Genomic DNA, 19,428 nt, shown 5'->3' on the forward strand with positions numbered 1-19,428 from the left:
GGAGGCACCGAGAATTCGGCGCCGCGTGATGGGCCCTGCGGAAGTCAGGGGCTTACCGGAATCGGACATGTTCTTCCTCCTCGACATCTGACGTTCAATGGAGTACGACCGGACCGACGAGCCCCCCTGTACCGGGAGCCGCATCGGGCGCATGGCCGGCGATCACGAGGACATCTCCTTCCTGTGCGTTGGGAACCGCGAACTCCCACGGCTCGCCGTCCACGCCACGGAGCCTGGTCAGCGGTACGCCGTTCAGCCAGGCCTGCAGCCGACCGACTCCACAGGCGATCCAGAGCTTCTCAGGCGTACCGGCGACTCGGCTGAGCCGCGCCCGCAGGACCAGGCCGCCCTGGTAATACGCGAGGCCCTGGTCCGCGGGAATTCTGTCCGTCCGGTACGGCATCCAGTGGTTGTCGCCGACACCCGGCTCCCAGAGGCCGACCTCGATCGCCGTGCCCGAAGGGTCGATGATCGCCTGCCAGTCCAGCGGAAGTCTGGTCACGCCGTAACCGTTTGGGGCCAACCTGGACAATCCGGCGGCCCGGCGCCGGGCCGTACGCCACGCGGCCGTCAGCGCTTGAGGCTCAGTAGCGGGTTTCGCCGCGCGTACCTCGGTGTCATCCGCCTCGCCGGCCCAGAGGAACACCGGTCCCATGATCCCGCCGGTTCCGATCTCGTCGAGACTCGTGTTGTCGACCCGAACGACGATCACGTTCGACTCGCCATAGCGGATCAGGCCCCGGCCGTCGAACTCCCACGGCGCCAAGCCGGCGAACTTTCCGGTCGGCGCAGCCTCGTGGCCGTTGATCCAGCACCGGGCCTTGTCGTCGACTGCACCGATCCACACCCGGATAGCCCGCCCGCGGACATCGTCCGGCACCGTCAGCTCCGTGCGGTACCAGACACCGCCGTTGTAGTAGTACCGCAGTCCCTGCGCCGACCAGGTGCGCTCGTTGGTCGAGAGTGAACGCCAAGTCAGCGCCTCGTCGCAGGTCGGTACCACGTCCGCGAGGCCGACTGTCCCGTTGTCGATGATCGCTGACCACCGGTCGGGGGCATGAGCAACCAAGGTGTTGCCACTGGTCGTCTTGGTCAGCGCCTGCTGCACCTGAGCGTTCCAGAACCATTTCTGGTACTGCGCGCGCAGCGGATAGACAGCGACCGGTTGTTGCCGTGCGCCACGCTGCCCGATCTCCCAGGCCGCGTCGTAGGCCTCGGCCGCCTCGGCGAACCGTCCGGCCCGCCAGTGGCGCATCATGGCGAGCAACTGTTGGCCGTAGTCGTAGCGCAGCCGCACCTGACCTACCCGGGCTCGATATCCCTCCTCGGCATCTGCGACGGCAACCTCCGCGGCGCGCAGAGATACGTCCAGCCTGTCCATCACGTTCTCGGTGAGGATGTGCAGCGCGTCGTACATGCTGCCGGCGGTCCAGTCGGTGTCTGCATAGACGCGGTGCAGGAGGTCGAAGTGCTCGTTGATCGCATCCGCGGCCGGTCCGTACGCGGCCCGCCGGAACTCCGCCATCAACGCATCGCTGTCCTGCTGCGGATCCCACATCAGGTTCATCGCCGCGTAGAGGGCGGGGGCGTCGTACCCCCATCCGGGTGCGGCCTCCACGCGGATCGCCTCGGTGCTGCCCATCCGGGCGAACTCCGGCAGTTCGGCCATCACCTGGGTGAGGGGCGAGAACGGCAGACCGGGATCGGCGAGGTTGTACAGGTAGGAATAGGTGCTCGGCTGCACTCCGAGCGCCTTCCACTGCTCCATCAGCCGCAGCACGTAGCGGCGTTCGTAGCCGTCGGGATCGTTCGGTGTGTGAATGCGGTCGACGGTGATCGGGGCGAACATCGGGATCAGACGCGCGTTGGGGATCTCTCGCACCGGCGGCCGCATGTAGTTCACGTAAGCGAAGAAGATGATCCCGACCTCGGGATCCTCGGCCTGAAGATCGGCGAGCATCAGGTTGAAGAACTTCACGTAGCGGTCGGTGACACTGATGTCGCCGACCAGGGGGTCCCAGTCGCCGGCATCCCAGGACGTGGCCGCGAAACCGAGGCCGTCGTCGGGGCCGATGCTCAGCCACTTGTGCGCGGGATTCTTGGCCAACAGCTCCCTGGCCCCTCGCAACGCACGGGTGAGCGCTTCCGGGTGGGTGACGTCGATCTGTGGCGATAGCGTGCCGTCCTTGCGCTTGATGAACAGGTACGGCTCGGTCTTCGGATCGGGCCGGGGTACCAACGGCAGGCCGTGTCCGCCGACAGAGAACGCCGGCTCGGTCAGCCGGTGATGCAGCGCGTAGCCAGCCGGCTCATCGGCCTGCTGCGGGCCGTTCGGCAGCGGCGGCGCGTACCGCCACAGCGCCGTCGGTGTCCGATAGGCCCACCAAGGCTGATCGCGGATCTCGCTCTCGGACACGGCCAACGCGGTCCGGTGCCGCGCATCGGTCCAGCGCGGATCCAGCCAGCGCACACCGAGATCGGCGAGCAGACGCATGGCCCCGGCGAGTACGCCGCGGCCCACGTTACCTTGGATCTGGATGCGTCCAGGCTCAACCGCGAGCCGGAACGCATCCCGCCGGTCCGCCAGGTCGGCGACCGGTTCCGGGCAGGCCTGGCCGAGGAAGATCAGCACCGGCCCGGACCCGTCGATCGGCAGCGTCTGGCCGGTGATCATCCGGACGTGGTCGATCAGCTCTCGGGCGGCCTCCTGCTCCTCCGCGGTGGCATCGCCGGCCAGCACGATGCTGGCTCGGACCTGGCAGTCCCGAACCAGGATGACATCGTCGACCGCCAGGGCACGCGGCGGATTCAGCAGCTCCGCACCCCAGAGCGCACCGGCGGCGAGAAGACCGCCGGTCAGTACCGACCTGCGGGCCACGGGGAGGCTCATCGGTTGCCTCCCTCGACGCTCTCGCGGCGCATCTGCGCGATCCACCCGAGGCCGTTGAGAGCGGGACGAGGATCGAGGTACCGGCCCTCCCAGTCACCCGAGATGGTGTACCGCTCGTACGCGCGGGTCTCGCGATCAAGGGCTGCCGCGAACGCGGCGGCGACGTCGCTCGCCGCCGTCATGATCTCGCGGTGCTCGCCGTCGTACGCTCGCCACTCGTCGTCGGACATCGGCATGCACAGCCGGAGGGCGACGACTCCCATCCCGTGCTCCCAACTGGCAGCATCGCAGACCCGCTCCCCCAGCGCCTTGCTCAGCCCGTACGCATCCACCGCGTTCGGCTCGCGCTCGTCCAGGTCGTACCCGAACTCCAGGAACCCGGTGAAGACGGACAGCGAGCCGGCGTAAACCGCCTTCGTCAGACCTGCCTCCCCCGCAGCGCGCAGCGTGAGGTACAGGCCCTTCACGTTGACGTCGAAGTGGCTCTCCGCCCAGCCGTTGGTCGCTCCCCAATCGGCGTACCGCCCCATGGCGAGGTAGATGACGGCATCGTGGCCGCGGACTGCCTTCTCGATCTCGGTGAACCGTGTGACGTCGACCCCGACAGCCCGTGCGGCTTCCGGTGCCGCGCTGGGGTTGAGATCCGCCACTGTCACGTCATGCGCTCGCTGCAGGTGCGGCACCAGCAGGTGGCCGAGCTTGCCCGCACCGCCGACTACGAGAACCCGCATCCGTCAACCTCCACTCTTGATCGACTCACTGAAGAACCGAGACCTCGGCGTCGATGCCGGTGTCCGGAATGTCGGAAACAGCCGCATAGGAGATGTCCAGTGGGAGCACGACCTCCTCGCCGCCCGCGTGGAGCGAGCGCATCGCCGCATCGAGAACACCGGTCGTGAGCAGCGTGCGCTCGACCGGGTACGGCGCGGTTCCGGTCAGGACGAGTGCTTCGACCTGCCGCGCGAGGAAGACGAAATGTCCCCACGGTTCGTCCTCGAGCACCGTCTGGCAGGCCATGGTTCCCCCAGGTCCAGCACAGGCGGCGGCGAAGTTCGCGACCTCCTGACCACAGTTCACCGCAGCGGCACGCAGGCCGTCGGCATACTCGATCAGGATGACGTGCTCGATACCGGCGATCGCCAGTTCGCGTCTGCGGCGGTCGAGGCCGAGTGCGCCGAGCGCCGTGTCGAGCAGACCGGCGTCGACAGTTCCGTTCTGGACGGCGTGCAGAGCTCCGGCCCCGGACAGCGTCCGTACGGATCGCACGCCGGTCTCGCCTCCAGCACGGCGCTCGGCATGAGTCTGCAAGCCCTCGAGGATGTGGAAGTCGTACGCCTCGGCCGGCCCGTAGCCGACGGCGACAGCGGACCTCATCGGCTCACCGATCGGCCATTGAGCACCGGTCGGACTCCGCCAGGTCAGCGGCACGGTGGACCCGGCCAGCAACGGGATCCCCAGACGCCGAGCTGTCTCCCACATCGCGCTAGCGTCGACGAAGTTCCAGGCCAGGTGCTTGTCGTTGAAGACCGGCACGAAGCGTCCGGACGACACCATCGCCGCCACCGCCGCATCGAAGAAGCGCCGCCGCGGGTACAGCTTCTGCCCGTACTGGTTGAGCTCGTAGTCCCCGTGCTCACCGATCAGGACCACACCGTCGACGGCGACTCCCGGGCAGCCGAGTCCGATCGCCTCCGCGATGGTGGCGAAGACCGGAATACCGTTGCGCTGGGCAATCTCCGCTCCGATGTCTGGACGGTGACCCGTTGCCGACGTCGCACCGCTCTGCTCGACGTACAGCGACGCGACCTCGACCCGCGACGGGACGTGCGAGCCCCGCCACTCGTAGCCCTCGATCAATCTGGTGCCGAGCACGTCGGCGTGCGACACCGCATGGTAGGTGGTGGCGATGAGGGCCACCCTGGGACGGGTCGTGCTCGGACCTGCTTCACTCATGAGCACCTCTCCTGAACGTGTGGCTCGACGCGGTTAACGGCTGTAGCCGGCAGCCATCCCCTCGACGATCCGGCGGCCGAGCACCAGGTAGATGACGAACAGCGGCAGCACGACGATCGTGAGTCCGGCGAACAGCACGGAGTAGCGAGCGCCGGTGTACTGCATCGTCTGGGCGAACTGGTACATCGCCAGGCTGACCGTGGTCTTGGTCTGCAGCATGACGAGCGCGAACAGGGTCTCGCCCCAATGGCCGATGGCCTGCAGCACGAAGATCGTGACCAGCCCGGAGCGCGCCTGCGGCAACATGATGCGCCAGAACGTGAGCCACGGGCCGGCGCCGTCCAGGGCCGCCGCTTCTTCGAGCTCGTCGGGAAGGTTGCGAAAGAACGCGGTGAGCAGGAAGACCGCGAACGGCACTCCGGTTCCGACGTAGAGGAGTGCGAGCCCGGGAACCGAGTCGACCAGTCCCACACGGTAGAACGCGAGGTACAGCGGAATGAACAGGGTTTGGTGCGGAATCCCGAGCCCCATCACGAACATGAGCGTCATCGAGGGTGCCCAGCGTGATGGGAACCGGGACAACGCGTACGCCGCCGGCGCCGAGACGAGGATGCACCCCACACCCGACACGAACACCAGGAGGAGCGAGTTGAACACGCCCTGGCCGAACCCGCCGACATCCCACGCGTCGGCGTAGTTCCGCCACTGCAGCGATCTCGGCAGCGCGAACGGCTCGAACATCAGCTGGCGGGTAGTCTTCAGCGACCCCAGGACCATCCAGGCGAGCACCGCGAGGTTGAAGGTCGCGACGGCCCAGCCGACCGGTGTCAACAGCCAGGCCGTCCAGCCTCGACGCCGTAGCAACGATGGCCGCCTCGAGGTGCCCTTCGGCACCGTCTCGACCGAATTCATGCGACTCCTTAGAAGGTGGTCCGGTCGCGTCGCATGACACGACGCGCCAGGACGGTGAGGACTGCCGTCAGCATGAGCACGATCACGGCCGAGGCCGCGGCGGCGCCGTACTCCGGTACGCCGCCGGGATCGAACGCCTCGGCGTATGAGTACATCGCGAAGTTCCAGATCTCGACCGGTGGCAGCGTTCCCGACGACGCGGCGAAGACCAGCAGGAATTCGAAGGTCTTCAGTGCGGCGACGCACCACAGCACCGCGCAGACAGAGACGACGTCCCACATCAACGGCAGCGTGACATGGGTGAACCGCTGCCAGATATTGGCACCGGCCAGTTCCGCCACCTCGTACAGCTCCTTGGGAATGCGGTCGGCCGCGGCCATGAAGATCACTGTGTAGGTACCGGCCGAGAGCCACACCATGCCGAGCAGGATGGTGTTGAGGACGTTGTCCGGCGCCAACCACAACGGCGGATCCTGCACACCCGCCCAGCCGAGGACCTTGTTCACCACTCCGTCCGGATTGAACAGGTATCCCCAGAGGATGGAGATCACGACCGCCGGGACCAGGGACGGGAAGAAGACGATCAGGCGGACCGCCTTCTTGCCCAGGACGTCCTGGAGAATCATGGTGAGCGCGAACGACACCGCGAAGACGGCGACGCCGACTCCTGCCACGATCCAGAACGTGTTCACGAAGGAACGGCGGAAGACCGGGTCGCGCACCATCTCCGCATAGTTGCCGAACCCTTTCCATGTCATCGGCCCCACTCCCGGCCAGGAGTTGAAGCTCAGCCACACGGTGAACAGCGTCGGCGCAACCATGAACGCCAGGTAGAGAACCGCGGCGGGCGTCAGGAAGGGAAAGAACAACCTCCTGCGCTGTCGCTCCAACGGTGACCTAACCGGTGCACCGCGGAGCGACACCTCGGCTCCTCGGTCGCTCGGCGGGGGCCGGCGGGTCGATGCCACGACGGTCATGATCGGCTTCCTCTCAGGCGGCTTACTTGTGGCTCTTCCAGTACGACGCGGTACCGGTCGCCATCTGCTCGACGAACTCCTCGGCGGTGATCTTTCCGAAGATCAGCTGGTCGTCGTTGGACGCGAAGACCTCTTTCCTCCAGTCCGACATGCCGGCCGGGTAACGCGACTCGGAAACACCGCCGTCGTCGAGGAACGTCTTCAACGCGGCCATGCCCTTCGGCGCCTCGGCTCCCGCCCGGAGCGGGAACTGGTTCATCTCGCTCGCGACCCGTCGCTGGACCTTCTCAGACACCAGGTAGGCGACGAACTTCTTGGCGGCCTCGATGTTCTCCGACTTCGACACGATCCCGAAGCCGTCCGCGACCACCGGGGACTTCGGGGCCGACTGCCCGTCGACGCCCGGGAACGGGAAGACGGACGGCTCGAAACCGGATGCGAGAACGGGCTGCACCTCGGCCGGCAGCCAACTACCCATGACGATGAAGTCGGACTGGTTGTCCGCCCACATGTTCTCGACGGCCGGGAACTTCGTCGCCTCGAAACCCTCTACGAAGTAGTCGCCCTTGGCGAGTTCCTCGACGTGCTTGGCTGCCTTCAGGTACGCCGGCTGCCGCCAGGTCTGCCCGGTCTTGTCCGTCGCAGCCTTGACGACCGCGCCGTCACCGGCGAGCGACCTGACGAACGCGTCGTAGTAGCGCCAGTTGTACGCCGGGATACTGCCGTCGACGGCGAGCGGACGACGCCCTGCCGCCTTGCGGCTGTCCAGGAGCTTCTTGAACTCGTCCCACGTCTTGGGCGGCGCCGTCTTCAGCTCCGGGAAGACGGCGGAGTTGTACCAGATACCGTCGGCAGACAGCCAGTACGGCACCGCGCGCACGGCGCCGAGCGTTCCGGTGCCGTCCATGGGCTGAGCCGACGACTTGTACTTGCCGACCACCTCCGCGACGGTGACATCTTCGCCGGGCACCTTCGCCGCGTAGACGTCGCTGAGGTCGAGGATGCCGCCGGTTTCTCCGAGCGACTCGGCGATCTGCTGGACGCCGCCTTCGACGACGTCGGCCGGCGGGTTCGGGGTGTTCAGCGTCGGCAGGATCGCCTTGTCGACACCGCGCCCCTTCCACGCGACCGTCACCTTGATGCCGGTCTCCTTGGTGAAGTCTTCGATGGTCCGTTGCAGGAATCGTTGGCCGTACTCGCCTTCGGACCACATGCTCCAGACGGTGATCTGTCCGCCCGCGGAGGTCCCGGCCGGATCAGCGGTCCCACCGCAGGCCGCGAGCGACAGCGCGAGAACGCTGACTCCCGCCCACGCAACCGAGCGACGCCTCTTGGTCATGGCACAACCCTGCTCTCTTCAGTGGACTTCGGCCGGAACCCTCCTGGCCTGACTGCGGCTCAGTATTATGCAGAAAATCTCGGGGTGGCAAGACCTGACACATAATGCATAATGTTGCGACATCAACCCTTCAGTGAGGCAGCCCACCGTGCTCAACTTCGAGGAACTGACCCGTGATGAGCTCTCCGAGCTCGCGCCGCGCGCGCTGGTCGTCGTACCAGTGGGATCCATCGAGCAGCACGGGCCGCATCTGCCCGTCGGCGTCGACTGCGTGATCGTCTCCGAACTGGCGCGGCGAGCCGCGGCGGAGGCGGGGCGGACGATGCCGGTGCTTGTGACGCCGACCTTGCCGTTCGGCTTCGCACAGCACCACGTCCCGTTCGGCGGCACCGTGAGCATCAACGTCGCCACATACCAGGAAGTGCTGACCGACATCGGGAAGAGTCTCGTCGCGAGCGGCTTCCGGCGACTCTTCTTTCTCAATGGCCATGGCGGCAACGACCCGTCCGTCCAGGCCGTCGGCGATCGGCTGGTGTTCGAACTCGGTCTCGACGTCCACGTGGCCGCCGCGTCGTACTGGACTTGCGCGGCCGACATCCTGGCCGGCCTGGATCTCGGTATCGGTCCGGTCCCCGGTCACGCCGGCGCTTTCGAAACCTCCTGCATGCTAGCGATCGCCCCGGACCAGGTCCGAACGGAAGTTCTGCCGATCGCCGACGGTATCCTCCAGCCGCTCGCCGCCACCGCGATGGGCGAAGCCGTCGTACGACGTCCTGGTGTCTGGTCGGCCAGCGATGGCAGGACCGACGACGCGAGCGGAGCTAGCGCAGCGCTCGGCGAGAAGGCCCTGACCGCGATAGCCGAGCGCGTGGCGCGATTCGTCATAGACTTCCATCAGTCGACCTAAGCTAAGACAGCGGACTCTGGCGCGACAGCGGCACCGAGATCGCCACTGATCAGTGCTGCGCCAACGCATACCGCGCTGAGGTGAGGCCGTGTTCCAGCCCCGGTCGAGACGCCCGCGCCACAACCCGCACGCGGTCCCGGTCGCGGTGGAGGACCAAAAAGTCCGGCTCCGCAAGGAACTGACCAGGCAGGGACTGGACGCCGGCGCGGACACGATCCGCAGCACCTGGCCCGACGCGCCCGAGATCGCTGGCCGCGGTCCGGCAGAGCCTGGACCACCGGACTTGTCCGGGGTGCCAGCGGTGTCCACGATCTGGCGGATCCTGACCCGGCGCGGGTTCGTCACCCCGCAGCCGCAGAAGCGACCCAGGTGGTCGTGGCGCAGCTTCGCCGCCGAACAACCCAAGGAACGCTGGCAGGCCGACACCACCCACTGGCAGCTCGCCGACGGCACCGAGGTGGAGATCTTGAACCTACTCGACGATCACTCCCGCCTCACCCTTGCCGCCCGGCCACGCCGCACCATCACCGGCCCCGACGTGCTGCACACATTCAAGGACTGCTTCCTACGTTGGGGAATCCCGGCCAGCGTCCTGACCGACAACGGCGCGGTCTTGATCGGAAGGCAACACGGCGGGGCAGGTCGCCCTGGAGGTCGAGCTCGGCCGCCTCGGGATCCGGTTCGACCATTCCCGCCCCTACCACCCACAGACCTGCCGCAAGGTCGAACGCTTCCAGCAGACCGAGAAGAAATGGCTGGCCACACAACCACCCGCCAAGACCATCGCCGGCCCGGCTCGCCAACTGTCCCGGTTCCGGTGCTACCACAACGAAGTCCGACCCCACCGGGCGATCGGCCGCAAGCACCCTGGCAGGCCTACACCGCCCGTCCCAAGGCCACCGCCACTGGCCCCTACCTCGACCCACACTGGCAAGTCCGGCACGACCGCATCGACACCGGTGGCAACGTCACCCTGCGCCACAACAGCCGGCTGCACGACATAGGCCTGGGCACCCGCCGAGCCGGAACCCGCGCCACCCTCTTGGTCGACGACCACACATCCGCGTCATCGGCACACGTGCGTTCTCACCCCTATCGTGCGATCACGACCGGGAGATGCACACGAACCCCCGGCCGCATCCGCGCCAGGTCACTCGACATCCTCATCGCCGGGTGCGCCATCGCGAACGACGCGAACGTACTGGCCGCGGACCACGACTTCGACCACATCGCGACCGTGAGCGACCTGCGGCACGAGTACATCGCGCGCTCGCCATGACGGGCGCCAGCAGGCCTGACCCGTGCCAGACAGCAGTTCCGTCACCGTGACCCCGACATGCTTCGTCATGCTCCGCATGTCGCCCACCAGAGCCCCCAGGGCCAACACGGACAGCGGGTTCGTGAATTCCAAGAACATCGGCTTGCGGCGGCTGGGCAGCCGGACGACGCAGCAGCCGGGCATCTGCAAGTTCGCGACGGCGTCCTCCTCGCCGATCGCCGCGTCCACCAGTATGTCGTGCAGCCTGCCGTCGGTGTCCCCGCCGTCGCCTGCGAGTGAGGTGACCTCGGCATCTAAAGGCGCAAGAGGTCGCCGGCCTGTTCATGCGCCCCGCCGCACCGTGGCCCGTCGACGATCACACCGATGGGACGTGTGCCAGGACGGTAATCTCGTCGCCGAGCGGCGCGTGACCCACGCTGCCCGGAGCTGCGGGTGTGGTCCTACTTCGATGCCTTCGACCTGCGTAGACCGCCGCCGGTCAGAGCGCCGGTCAGGTGGCCGGCGGTCATTACCGGGACACCTCCCAGCAGTACGTCGTCGACACCTTCGGCGAGCTTGCGTGAGTCGTCGTACGACGCTGTGTCGCGAACTGTCGCCGGGTCGACGACGATCAGATCCGCGACGGATCCGGCCTGGATCCGGCCGCGCTGGCCGAGGCCGAACAGATTGGCCGGGGCCGCGGCCAATCGTGCGGCGGCGGCGCCCCAGGATATGTCCTTGCGGTCTCGGACGTGGCGACCGAGAACGCGGGCGAACGAACCCCAGCCACGAGGATGTGGATGACCGCCGAGGTAGATGCCGTCGCTGCCGACCATGTACCCGTCTTCCCTGATCAAGGCGGCAAGTTCGTCGACGGTGCGGCCGGGCGGCAACGGCATCACAGCAGATACCGCGAGTCGTGTCGCGGTCAGCAGATCGAGTACAAAGTCGCCGACGCTGCTGTGGGCACGAGTCGCGGCCTCCGCCACGCTCAGTCCCTCGGCCCAGACCCAACCGTCCGCGGCTATCTGAGCCAGACGCATGCGGCTAGCCCAGCCCTCGCCGAGCGCCGGGTGCTGGTCGAGCGTCGGTAGATGATGCTCGATGACCTTCCGGCGCACTGCCGGATCAGCCAACTGCGCGGTAGCCCGGTCCGTGCCGAGCGCCAGCAGTTCGGCGGGCAGCGTTGGCATGCTCAGCAGTGTGCATCCGGCACGGTACGGATAGGCATCGAATGTGAGCCCAGTGTCCAGGAGGTCGACAACCAAAGGGATCGGTCCGTGGTAGTGGGAGATGTGTGCCCGCACGCCTGTATTCGCGCGGATCTCTCGTACCTCGGCGACGCCGACCGCCGCGTTGTCTTCGTAGCCGCCACGCATGTGGGTGACGTAGACGCCGTCCGCGGCTGCCACGGGCCGGCAGAGAGCGGAGAGTTCGCCTGTCGTGGCGTGCTGGCCAGGGAGGTAGTCCAGGCCGGTTGAGAAACCGCAGGCGCCCTCGGCGAGAGCCTCCGCTACGAGGTCGGTCATCACGGCGAGCTCGCGCGCACTGGGTGCGCGGTCCGCTAGGCCCATCGCCTCGACGCGGACCGTGCCATGAGGAACGAGATACGCGACGTTGAGCGGAATTCGCCCGTCATAACCTGCGAGCAGGTCGCCAACACCCCCGCCGCGGTACGTCGGATGTTCACCGATCAGTGCGCCGAAGTACTCGGTGGCGTAGCTTCCGTCGCCTGGTGCGTACGAGACACCGTCCTGTCCTGCGATGATCGTCGTCACCCCCTGACGCAGTAGTGCGAGCTGTACGGCGGGATCGAACACGGCTGCATCGGCGTGGGAGTGCGTGTCGACGAGTCCTGGCAGGATGTATCTCCCGGTGCAGTCGAGGACCGGCGCCCGTTCGCTCACCGTTCCTACTGCTGTCACTCGGCCGCTCTCGACCAGGACGTCGGCGCGGACCGGTTCAGCTCCGCTGCCATCGACCAGGTGGCCGCCGCGGAGCGCGATGGCGGTCATGAGACCACCAGCCGCGCGGACGAGAAGATGTTGCTGACGGCGACCAGGTCGCGGAACCGCATGCCTGCTCCTCTAGAAGAAAGTGTGGGCGAGGTCGACGACGACGCCGTCCTCGACGACGGGTATGACGCGCCACCGCTCGAGAGCAGTGCACGGATGGGAGACTCCGAAGGCGATCCAGTCGCCGACGTCGGCGACCCCACCGCTGAGGTAGGCGTGCTGGTCGTTGAGCGCGGTCACCTGCGCCGTGAACGGTTCCGTTCGTCCACCGGCTCGCGAGCGCAGCGTCAGCGGGATCGGGAGCCGGTCGTCGTACGACGTATCGCGGCGTCCTAACGTCACGAGCAGAAGGTCGGGCTCGGGACGTGAGGAGACCTGTCCCCAGATCCGGAGAGCTGGGCGGAGCCGCGGTGCGTCGCCGGACCGGAGGCTCGGTGTGGAGTCGGCGTAGACGCCGTCGTCGTGCGTGACGTAACAGCCTGAACGAAGGATGACCCGGGCCGGAAGTGGCGCCGTCGTCAGGATGGCAGCGACGCGGTCGAACCAACTGCTTCCGCCGGCAGTGATGATCAGCTGGTCGAGATGGTCGAAGACTCCGGTCGCGGCGAGGCCAGTGGCCACGTCGACCATCGCCTGCAGGTAGGCGTCGATCCGACCGGCCGGTAGTACGCCTTCGTAGCCGGCGATGCCGGCGAGCCGGAGGTGGCGGCTCGCGGTGACGGCCTGGGCAACATCTATGGCGTCGTCGACCGTCCGGCACCCGCCGCGGCCGCCGGTCGTCCCGTATTCGAGCAGAACCTCCACCTCGACCCCGCTGTCGCGAAGCATCCTGTCCGCGACTTGCACGCCGGCGATCGAGTCCACCCAGAACAGAATCCGATCGCCCGCGGCAACTCGTTCACCAATCCACCGCAGGCCCGCCTCGTCGACCACCTGGTTTGCGATCAGCACGGGGGTGATGCCGAAGGCAACGCAGACGCGGGCCTGCGACACTGTCGCGACCGTAAGACCCCAGGCGCCCGCGGCCAATTGCTCAGTGAAGACGCTCGGCGCCATGGTGGTCTTGCCGTGCGGCGCGAGCTCGACTCCCTCCGTCGAACACCAGTCGGCCATCGACCTGATGTTGTGCTGGAGGGCAGCCTGGTCGATGGTCAGCACCGGCCCGGTGAATCCGTCGTCTAGCAAGGATCTGCGCTGGGCAGCGAGGTCGCTGACACTCAGCCCGGCGGCATCGGTAGGCAGACCCTTGTCGAGGCCGGACAGCGGCTCGGCGCGCAGACGGTCGAGGGCGCGCTGGTCGAACATGGCCATGGTCAGCGCTGACCTTCCAGCACCGACACGATCGCTGACAGGATCTTCACCGGCGCCAGCAGTTGCTCGCCGGTCAGCCGCGGGCTCTTGCCCTCGCAGATGTTGACGAACTCCTGAAGGGCTGGCGCGTTGTAGTCGCGTCCCGGTACCAATGTGCTGCCGGCGACGCCGTCCGCGCCGATCAGCGACGCGTGGAACGGGACGCGATGGTTGTCTGCCGGCGTGATGAAGGTCAAGTTGACCTGGACACCGGCCAGGTCGAAGGATGCCGTGGTCAGGTCGTCGCGGCGGCCGGCTTGGAGCCGGTCGATGCGGTTGGCGACCGGGTTGCCGAGGAGCTCCAGCGCTGCTTCGACATGATGGATCCCGTAGAAGAACAGGCCGGAGTACGAGCTGTCGGGATCCGCCGGGCCGACCACATTGATCTGCCTGAGCCGGCCGATCGACTCGGCACTCGACAACAGGCCAGTGACTTCCGGAACGAACCGCATCGCGGAGGCCGACAGCACCGACACACCGGACTGTGCGGCCGTGTCGAGGATCGCCTCGGCGTCGCCGACTGACGCTGCAAGCGGCTTGTCGACCAGGACCGGGATGCCGGCCGTGATCAAGGGGCATGCTTCGGCTTTGTGCTGGGAGCCGTCTCGCGAAGAGATGATCACCGCGTCCACCCGGTCGATCAGGTCTTCCGGTCGCTCCACGATGGTGGAGACGCCCGTAGTGGCGGCGAGTTTCTCGTTGCGCTCGCTGCGGCCACCGGCCAAGGCTGTCACCCGGTACGGCTCGTGGCGGTCCTCGATGTTCAGGAATCTGATGAAGTCATCGGTGTGCGAGTTCTCGGTACCGACGAATCCGACGCGTTTCATCCCTGCGCTCCTCAGCGGATCTCGACGGTGTGGGTTCGCGGAGAGCGGCCCGCGTGCCGACCATCCGGTTGTGCGTCGCCGAGGACGAGTGCTGCCACGGGCTCCGGCCGATGGCTGGCCGTCGAGGCCATCGCCTGCAGTGCCATGACGGTCGAAAACAGTCCGTCGTTGACATCGATCGGCGCAGCCACTTCCTCGCGGATGGCCCGGACGAAATCGAGGTTCTCCTCCCGGAACCCCGTTTCCGTCCCCCGATAGACGACCGGATCCTCACCCAGTACGTGGTAAGTCAGGGTCGTGAGGCGGTCCGAGAGCGTGACCGACCGTCCTTCGTCGAAGAGCTGGGCGAAGAACTTGCTGGTGTGCGGGGGTGTGTCGGCATCTCCTTGGATCCAGGCCCCGCTGACCTCGTCGGGAAACCGGAACACCGCGGCCAGATTGTCGATTACTCCGCTCGGCTGGTAGTAGTTGGCACCAGTGGCGAAGACCTCGATCGGGTCGCGCTGAGCGAGAAAGCGCAGTAGGTCTGTGGCATGGCAACCCTGACCGAGCACGTTGCCACCGCCACGAACAGGGTCGTTCGGCCAGATGTCATCGCCCCACCGGTTGTCCATCAGCTGCATGCTCACCATGAGCGGCTGGGGGATGAGCTCCCTTGCCTTGAGCACCATGTCGAAGTAGCGCAGTTTGAAGGCGACCATCAGGATGCTGGAAGCCTGCTCGGCGGCCTCCTTGATCCGCAGGCAGTCTGCCACCGTCATCGCGAGCGGCTTCTCGACCATGACATGTTTTCCGGCGGCAAGAGCCTGAACGGAGATGTCGGCGTGGCTGTCGTGCTGAGTGGCGACGTAGACGGCGTCGATCGAATCGTCGGCCAGCACGTCGTCCAGGCGATCGGTGGCATAGCCACCGCCGTACTCGTCGGACAGGTGCTTGGCGTTGTCGAGGTTGACGTCGCAGAAAGCCTTGGCGGTGAGGCCCGGGACGTCGCTGATGTGCTGGGCGTGGGTACGGCCGAGATTGCCGCAGCCGACGATGGCGGCTTGCAGATCTCCCATGACGGTCATTCCTCCGGTGGTAGTGGTCAGTAGAGGCCTGGGGCAATCGCATCGCCGATGCCGATCCGGCCGCCCCGGACCTTGACGATCTCGGGGTCGGTACGGGCGAGTTCGGCATTGGCGTGCGGTGCGTACTGGCGGCTGTTGTATTCGAACTGCGGCGCCGACAGGTTGAGAACACCCGCCAGCCGAGCAGAATGCCGCAGCGCGAGATCCACGGCGGTCAGGTCCTGGATCGTGACGAAGAGACCGAACTGACACAGAAAGGAATGGGCGAGCAGCGCGAGCGTCTGACCCTTTGCCGCTTTGATCACCGAGCCGCTCCAGCCTTCGGCGCGCAGGGCGGTCAGGTCGTCGAGACCGCTCAGTCCCTCGTCCAGAAGAACAGGAACGCGTGCGGACAACTCGGCCATGCCTGCTGGATCCGAGGGAGCAGCTCTCGGCGTCGGCTGTTCGATGTAGCGCGTGGCCGCGAGCGCGTCCGGCTCGATACGCCGCAGCCGATCGAGCATCCTCAGGGTCGTGCCCGGATCCGGATGCGACTCGTTGGGATCGATGGCCAGCTCTGGCGAAGTGTCCGGCCACACCGCGCGAGCGACGCGGAACACCTGAGCAATCCGCTGAGCATCGGTCCGTCCATCCGATCCTGCCAACTTGATCTTGAGGTGAGAGAGTTGCTCGCTGCGGATCCAGTCGCTCAACGGACGCCCCGGTAGCGGGTCCAGATCGTCCAGCGGATCGGCCGGGCTGATCACGTGCTGCACGGGTAAGTGCTGCCGTGAGCCGCGCAGATGGTCACTTGGGAACGTGCCCTTGAACTCGGGTCCAAGTGTTGACGACAGGTCGGCGTTGAGAAACGTTGCGTCGTACATCGACCACGCGGGCCGCTCGGCCAGGCGCGACCAGGCGTCGTGGAGAGCATTGTCGACGGCGCCCAGAGGGAGCGTGAGCGCGAGGTGCGGGATGGACTCCCCGATCCTTCCCCAGCCGTGGAGCCCGGCGGGCTTCGTGATCAGCAACGCGCTGAGGTGCTGCCAGTGCTCGATCGGATCGGCGAACCCGGCGCTCTTCGTCGCCTCGGTCAGCGAGAGTGCCAGCTTACGCATTACGGAGTCACGCTCCCGCACGGCCAGCGACGATCGTGGCCAGGACCAGGGGACCGACAAAACGCTGGCCCCCCGGCCGGTCCGCTGCTTTCCGGTGCGGTCAGCGCAGGTCAGTTCGACGATGACGAGGGTGAAGGAAGTGATCGTGCCGTTCGCGATCTCGAACGGCTGGCTGAGCCGGACATCCCGATACGTTATGCGGCTGGACTGCACGGCTACGTCTGTCGATCTCATGGAGGTCCATAGGTCGGCTAGCGATGGAGGGTCGGTGCGAGCACACTGACCCGGGGTGCGGGTTCGAGCAGAAGAGTCAGGCTGGAATCCGTGACATGCCTGCTGAGCCAGAACCCGGCGGCGCCGACAGCGCCGAGGTCAGTGCTCGTCAAGGACAGCTCCAGGCCGGCATAGGTCTCGCCAAGGGCGCGCCGTTGTACTTCGGCACGAATCCGCTGCAGTAGTTCATCGCCGAGCTCGGCCAACGGACCGCCGAGCACGACACTGTGTGGATTGAGGGTGTTCAGCAAGTTGGCGATGACGATTCCGAGTGTCGTCGCGACGGTGTCGAGAGTCGCCGAGGCCGCCCGGTCGCCACGCTCGGCGGCGACCGCGATCATGGGGACCGACAGCAGCGACAGCTGCCCGCCGCTGGCTTCGTAGAGCAGCGAGCTGTTGTCTTCCCGGGCGTTCGCCCTCGCCAGCGACAGCACGGCGTCCTGCGCCGCGACGGTGTGCAGACATCCACGGTTCCCGCACCCGCACAACGCGCCGTCGGGGTCGACGGTGAGGTGGCCGATGTCGCCGGCGGCGCCGTTCCGCCCGACACACAGACGGCCGTCGGACACGATGCCCGCAGCGATACCGGACCCGAGGAAGATGTAGATGAAGTCGTGATTGTCGCGCGACCTCTGGGCGGCAAGGCCCAGCGCCGAGACTTTGGCGCGATTGGCGGCCGCCGACGGCAACCCCGTCGCCTCCGCGACCCGGTCCGCGATCGGCACGTCTCGCCAACCGTGCGAGATCGCCACGCTGATTCGTCCCGACGTATCGACGTACCCGGGGACGCCAAGGCCTACTCCCATCACCGGCGAGGTCGCGTTCGCGACCACGTCCCCAATGCAGTCGATCAGGACCTCGATCACCCCGTCGGGGTCGGTAGCGTGCAGGGGGCGGCTGACCTGCGTGTAGGGCCGCCCGCGCAGGTCGGTGAGGACCGCATCGCATTGATCGTCGCCGACCTGGACGCCGATCACCGATCGAGCCATCGGGGCGACCTCCAGCAACGCGCTGCTGCGTCCGACACCGCCCTGCCGTTTGCCCACAGCACGGACCAGGCCCGCGTCCAGCAGATCCGTCACGATCGCTGCCACTGTCGCCTTGCTCAGGCCGGACCTGGCCTGGAGCTCGGACCGCGTGGCCTCCTGCAGGCCCCACAGGAGCTCCAGCAGCCTACTCATGTTGAGATCGCGGACCCCACCGATGAGTTTGTCTGGCACATAGGCTAAATTCGCAGAGGGATCGGCGGTTGTCAACACAACCGTCTGAAGGAGATTCCGCCTTACCCATTGACTCTTCGGCACGCACTCTTGCCAGCAGCCCCGGTTCACTCACTCCATTTGTCCGACGATCACACCTAACGCGATCCACCACCGCGTCCATGAACCGGAGCGAAGGCCCGTCCCGGACGCGATGGAGGAAGATGACATCGGCGTCACACCCGCGACGCGAAGTCACACAGCGGCAACCCGCCGATCACAGCCCGATCAACCGACCGTTCCGGAGCGCCGGCCGCAGGAGGATGCCGAATGACGTCCGCTTCCCCACCACTCGTACTGCGACCCGGCGATCAGGACCGGCTCGCCGGCATCTTGTCAGCCGAACCGGATCAGAGTGTCCGACGGCGAGCACAGATCATCCTGCTGGCTGCTGAAGGCATGTCCAACAACGCGATCGTGCGCGAGACGGGATTATCGCACCCAACCGTACGCATGTGGCGGAAGAGATATCAGCGCGAAGGAATTGCGGGCCTGAATGATCTCCCGAGGATCGGGCGTCCGGTTCGAACGAGCGAGCCGTCCGTGCTGATGGCGACCATAGCCGGCAGAACACTGACAGCCGATCAGTGGTCATCGTGGACGGCCCGTTCCCTGGCCGCTACGATGCGCCTCAGTCCTCACACGGTGCTCCGGATATGGCGGAAGTGGAGCATCGCAGGCGACCCGATCGATGGAATTCCTTTGGACCCACCGTTACGGAACACTCCGCATTCGCTCATCGGAGTCTACCTCAGCTCATCGCAGTACTGCGTAGCATTCCGATCGGACGAAGCACCGCTCGTTGAAACCATGAGGAGCGATCTTGGATCCGCCACGGGCCGGCGCAGCGGGCAGGGCCGGCACCGAGACGAACTGGCGCCCGTCCTGGAATCATTGGTCGCCCACGGACGTAGAACGGCGGACGACTGGATGATTGCCGGACACAGCGCAGAATTCAGATCCTTCGCGGAAGATCTGGCCGATCTCGGCACGCGCGGCGACATACATCTGCTCCTCGGAGGACGTGAGACGCAAGACTCGCTCAATGCGGTCCGATCGGCATCCACATCCGCGGCGATCCGCGTCCACAAGCCACCGCGGAGCGCCTCCTGGTGTGATGCCGTCGAAGCCGTCGCAAGCGCGATCCTTGTGAGACAGCGGCACTCTTCCCCGTTCAGCGCGGCTGCGAGCTTCCGAGCGGCAGCGGAGCGGAAGTTGGGGGCGTGGGAGGCGAACTGGCAGCCGTATCGGTGGGTAGCGCACCATGCTCCCGACGGCGACGAGGCTCTTGCTTGACGGCTCAG

16 protein-coding genes and 1 pseudogene are annotated in these 19,428 nt (G+C 66.7%); 4 read left to right on the forward strand and 13 right to left on the reverse strand.

All coding sequences use genetic code 11. The features are described from left to right. Positions 1-94 precede the first annotated feature (94 nt). The 6 genes from AB0I12_RS24785 to AB0I12_RS24810 all read right to left on the reverse strand — a co-directional run bounded on the left by AB0I12_RS24785 (position 95) and on the right by AB0I12_RS24810 (position 8,071). Entirely contained in the window at positions 95-2,890 is a 2,796-nt protein-coding gene (locus tag AB0I12_RS24785) for a DUF4838 domain-containing protein (protein ID WP_359933832.1), read from the reverse strand. Further along, complete coding sequence (locus AB0I12_RS24790) at positions 2,887-3,621, reverse strand: NAD(P)-dependent oxidoreductase (protein WP_359933834.1); 735 nt, start codon at positions 3,619-3,621, stop codon at positions 2,887-2,889. Before AB0I12_RS24790 ends, AB0I12_RS24785 begins: the two co-directional genes overlap by 4 nt. A gap of 25 nt (positions 3,622-3,646) precedes the next feature. Further along, the gene (locus AB0I12_RS24795) at positions 3,647-4,843 is read right to left on the reverse strand and encodes a hypothetical protein (protein ID WP_359933836.1); all 1,197 of its coding nucleotides are present in this window, start codon (positions 4,841-4,843) and stop codon (positions 3,647-3,649) included. A 33-nt stretch (positions 4,844-4,876) separates the two neighbouring features. After that, entirely contained in the window at positions 4,877-5,755 is an 879-nt protein-coding gene (locus AB0I12_RS24800; protein ID WP_359933838.1) for a carbohydrate ABC transporter permease, read from the reverse strand. A gap of 8 nt (positions 5,756-5,763) precedes the next feature. Continuing rightward, complete coding sequence (locus AB0I12_RS24805; RefSeq protein ID WP_359933840.1) at positions 5,764-6,624, reverse strand: sugar ABC transporter permease; 861 nt, start codon at positions 6,622-6,624, stop codon at positions 5,764-5,766. Positions 6,625-6,754: 130 nt separating this feature from the next. Next, positions 6,755-8,071 carry an ABC transporter substrate-binding protein gene (locus tag AB0I12_RS24810; RefSeq protein ID WP_359933842.1) on the reverse strand — a complete coding sequence of 439 codons (1,317 nt, stop codon included), beginning with the start codon at positions 8,069-8,071 and terminating at the stop codon, positions 6,755-6,757. Positions 8,072-8,219: 148 nt separating this feature from the next. Here AB0I12_RS24810 and AB0I12_RS24815 point away from each other — a divergent pair, with 148 nt between their 5' ends. From AB0I12_RS24815 to AB0I12_RS24825, 3 genes and pseudogenes are all read left to right on the forward strand, one after another. Next, entirely contained in the window at positions 8,220-8,978 is a 759-nt protein-coding gene (locus tag AB0I12_RS24815) for a creatininase family protein (RefSeq protein ID WP_359933844.1), read from the forward strand. Between the two features lie 301 nt (positions 8,979-9,279). After that, a pseudogene (locus AB0I12_RS24820) lies at positions 9,280-9,768 on the forward strand (DDE-type integrase/transposase/recombinase); the annotation flags it as partial. Beyond that, entirely contained in the window at positions 9,653-9,982 is a 330-nt protein-coding gene (locus AB0I12_RS24825; protein ID WP_359934405.1) for an integrase core domain-containing protein, read from the forward strand. The pseudogene AB0I12_RS24820 and the gene AB0I12_RS24825, both read left to right, overlap by 116 nt. A gap of 146 nt (positions 9,983-10,128) precedes the next feature. On the opposite strand, the gene AB0I12_RS24830 is transcribed toward AB0I12_RS24825, so the two are convergent. The 7 genes from AB0I12_RS24830 to AB0I12_RS24860 form a co-directional block, all read right to left on the reverse strand. Next, positions 10,129-10,485, reverse strand: a complete 357-nt coding sequence (locus AB0I12_RS24830) for a hypothetical protein (RefSeq protein WP_359934413.1) — start codon at positions 10,483-10,485, stop codon at positions 10,129-10,131. A gap of 212 nt (positions 10,486-10,697) precedes the next feature. Next, on the reverse strand, positions 10,698-12,251 hold the full coding sequence (locus AB0I12_RS24835) for an amidohydrolase family protein (protein WP_359933846.1): 1,554 nt from the start codon (positions 12,249-12,251) through the stop codon (positions 10,698-10,700). A 72-nt stretch (positions 12,252-12,323) separates the two neighbouring features. Then, on the reverse strand, positions 12,324-13,562 hold the full coding sequence (locus AB0I12_RS24840; protein ID WP_359933847.1) for an alanine racemase: 1,239 nt from the start codon (positions 13,560-13,562) through the stop codon (positions 12,324-12,326). A gap of 2 nt (positions 13,563-13,564) precedes the next feature. Continuing rightward, positions 13,565-14,428 carry a Gfo/Idh/MocA family oxidoreductase gene (locus AB0I12_RS24845; RefSeq protein ID WP_359933849.1) on the reverse strand — a complete coding sequence of 288 codons (864 nt, stop codon included), beginning with the start codon at positions 14,426-14,428 and terminating at the stop codon, positions 13,565-13,567. 11 nt (positions 14,429-14,439) lie between these two features. Continuing rightward, the gene (locus AB0I12_RS24850; RefSeq protein WP_359933851.1) at positions 14,440-15,495 is read right to left on the reverse strand and encodes a Gfo/Idh/MocA family oxidoreductase; all 1,056 of its coding nucleotides are present in this window, start codon (positions 15,493-15,495) and stop codon (positions 14,440-14,442) included. A 17-nt stretch (positions 15,496-15,512) separates the two neighbouring features. After that, positions 15,513-16,805 (reverse strand): enolase C-terminal domain-like protein, encoded by a 1,293-nt coding sequence (locus AB0I12_RS24855; protein WP_359933853.1) that lies wholly within the window; start codon positions 16,803-16,805, stop codon positions 15,513-15,515. A gap of 38 nt (positions 16,806-16,843) precedes the next feature. Continuing rightward, a complete protein-coding gene (locus tag AB0I12_RS24860) occupies positions 16,844-18,121 on the reverse strand; it encodes an ROK family transcriptional regulator (protein ID WP_359933855.1) in 1,278 nt (425 codons plus the stop codon). A gap of 273 nt (positions 18,122-18,394) precedes the next feature. Here AB0I12_RS24860 and AB0I12_RS24865 point away from each other — a divergent pair, with 273 nt between their 5' ends. Next, positions 18,395-19,420, forward strand: coding sequence for a helix-turn-helix domain-containing protein (locus tag AB0I12_RS24865; RefSeq protein WP_359933857.1), 1,026 nt, complete (start codon positions 18,395-18,397; stop codon positions 19,418-19,420). Positions 19,421-19,428 lie beyond the last annotated feature (8 nt).

The organism is Kribbella sp. NPDC050459, from assembly GCF_040655315.1.
Taxonomy (GTDB): domain Bacteria; phylum Actinomycetota; class Actinomycetes; order Propionibacteriales; family Kribbellaceae; genus Kribbella.

What these genes read in the sequence shown, in the direction of transcription:
- AB0I12_RS24800 (WP_359933838.1), bottom strand. Translation starts at nt 5,755, where the DNA reads ATGAATTCGGTCGAGACGGTGCCGAAGGGCACCTCGAGGCGGCCATCG.
- AB0I12_RS24835 (WP_359933846.1), bottom strand. Translation starts at nt 12,251, where the DNA reads ATGACCGCCATCGCGCTCCGCGGCGGCCACCTGGTCGATGGCAGCGGA.
- AB0I12_RS24790 (WP_359933834.1), bottom strand. Translation starts at nt 3,621, where the DNA reads ATGCGGGTTCTCGTAGTCGGCGGTGCGGGCAAGCTCGGCCACCTGCTG.
- AB0I12_RS24785 (WP_359933832.1), bottom strand. Translation starts at nt 2,890, where the DNA reads ATGAGCCTCCCCGTGGCCCGCAGGTCGGTACTGACCGGCGGTCTTCTC.
- AB0I12_RS24795 (WP_359933836.1), bottom strand. Translation starts at nt 4,843, where the DNA reads ATGAGTGAAGCAGGTCCGAGCACGACCCGTCCCAGGGTGGCCCTCATC.
- AB0I12_RS24810 (WP_359933842.1), bottom strand. Translation starts at nt 8,071, where the DNA reads ATGACCAAGAGGCGTCGCTCGGTTGCGTGGGCGGGAGTCAGCGTTCTC.
- AB0I12_RS24845 (WP_359933849.1), bottom strand. Translation starts at nt 14,428, where the DNA reads ATGAAACGCGTCGGATTCGTCGGTACCGAGAACTCGCACACCGATGAC.
- AB0I12_RS24865 (WP_359933857.1), top strand. Translation starts at nt 18,395, where the DNA reads ATGACGTCCGCTTCCCCACCACTCGTACTGCGACCCGGCGATCAGGAC.
- AB0I12_RS24850 (WP_359933851.1), bottom strand. Translation starts at nt 15,495, where the DNA reads ATGACCGTCATGGGAGATCTGCAAGCCGCCATCGTCGGCTGCGGCAAT.
- AB0I12_RS24840 (WP_359933847.1), bottom strand. Translation starts at nt 13,562, where the DNA reads ATGGCCATGTTCGACCAGCGCGCCCTCGACCGTCTGCGCGCCGAGCCG.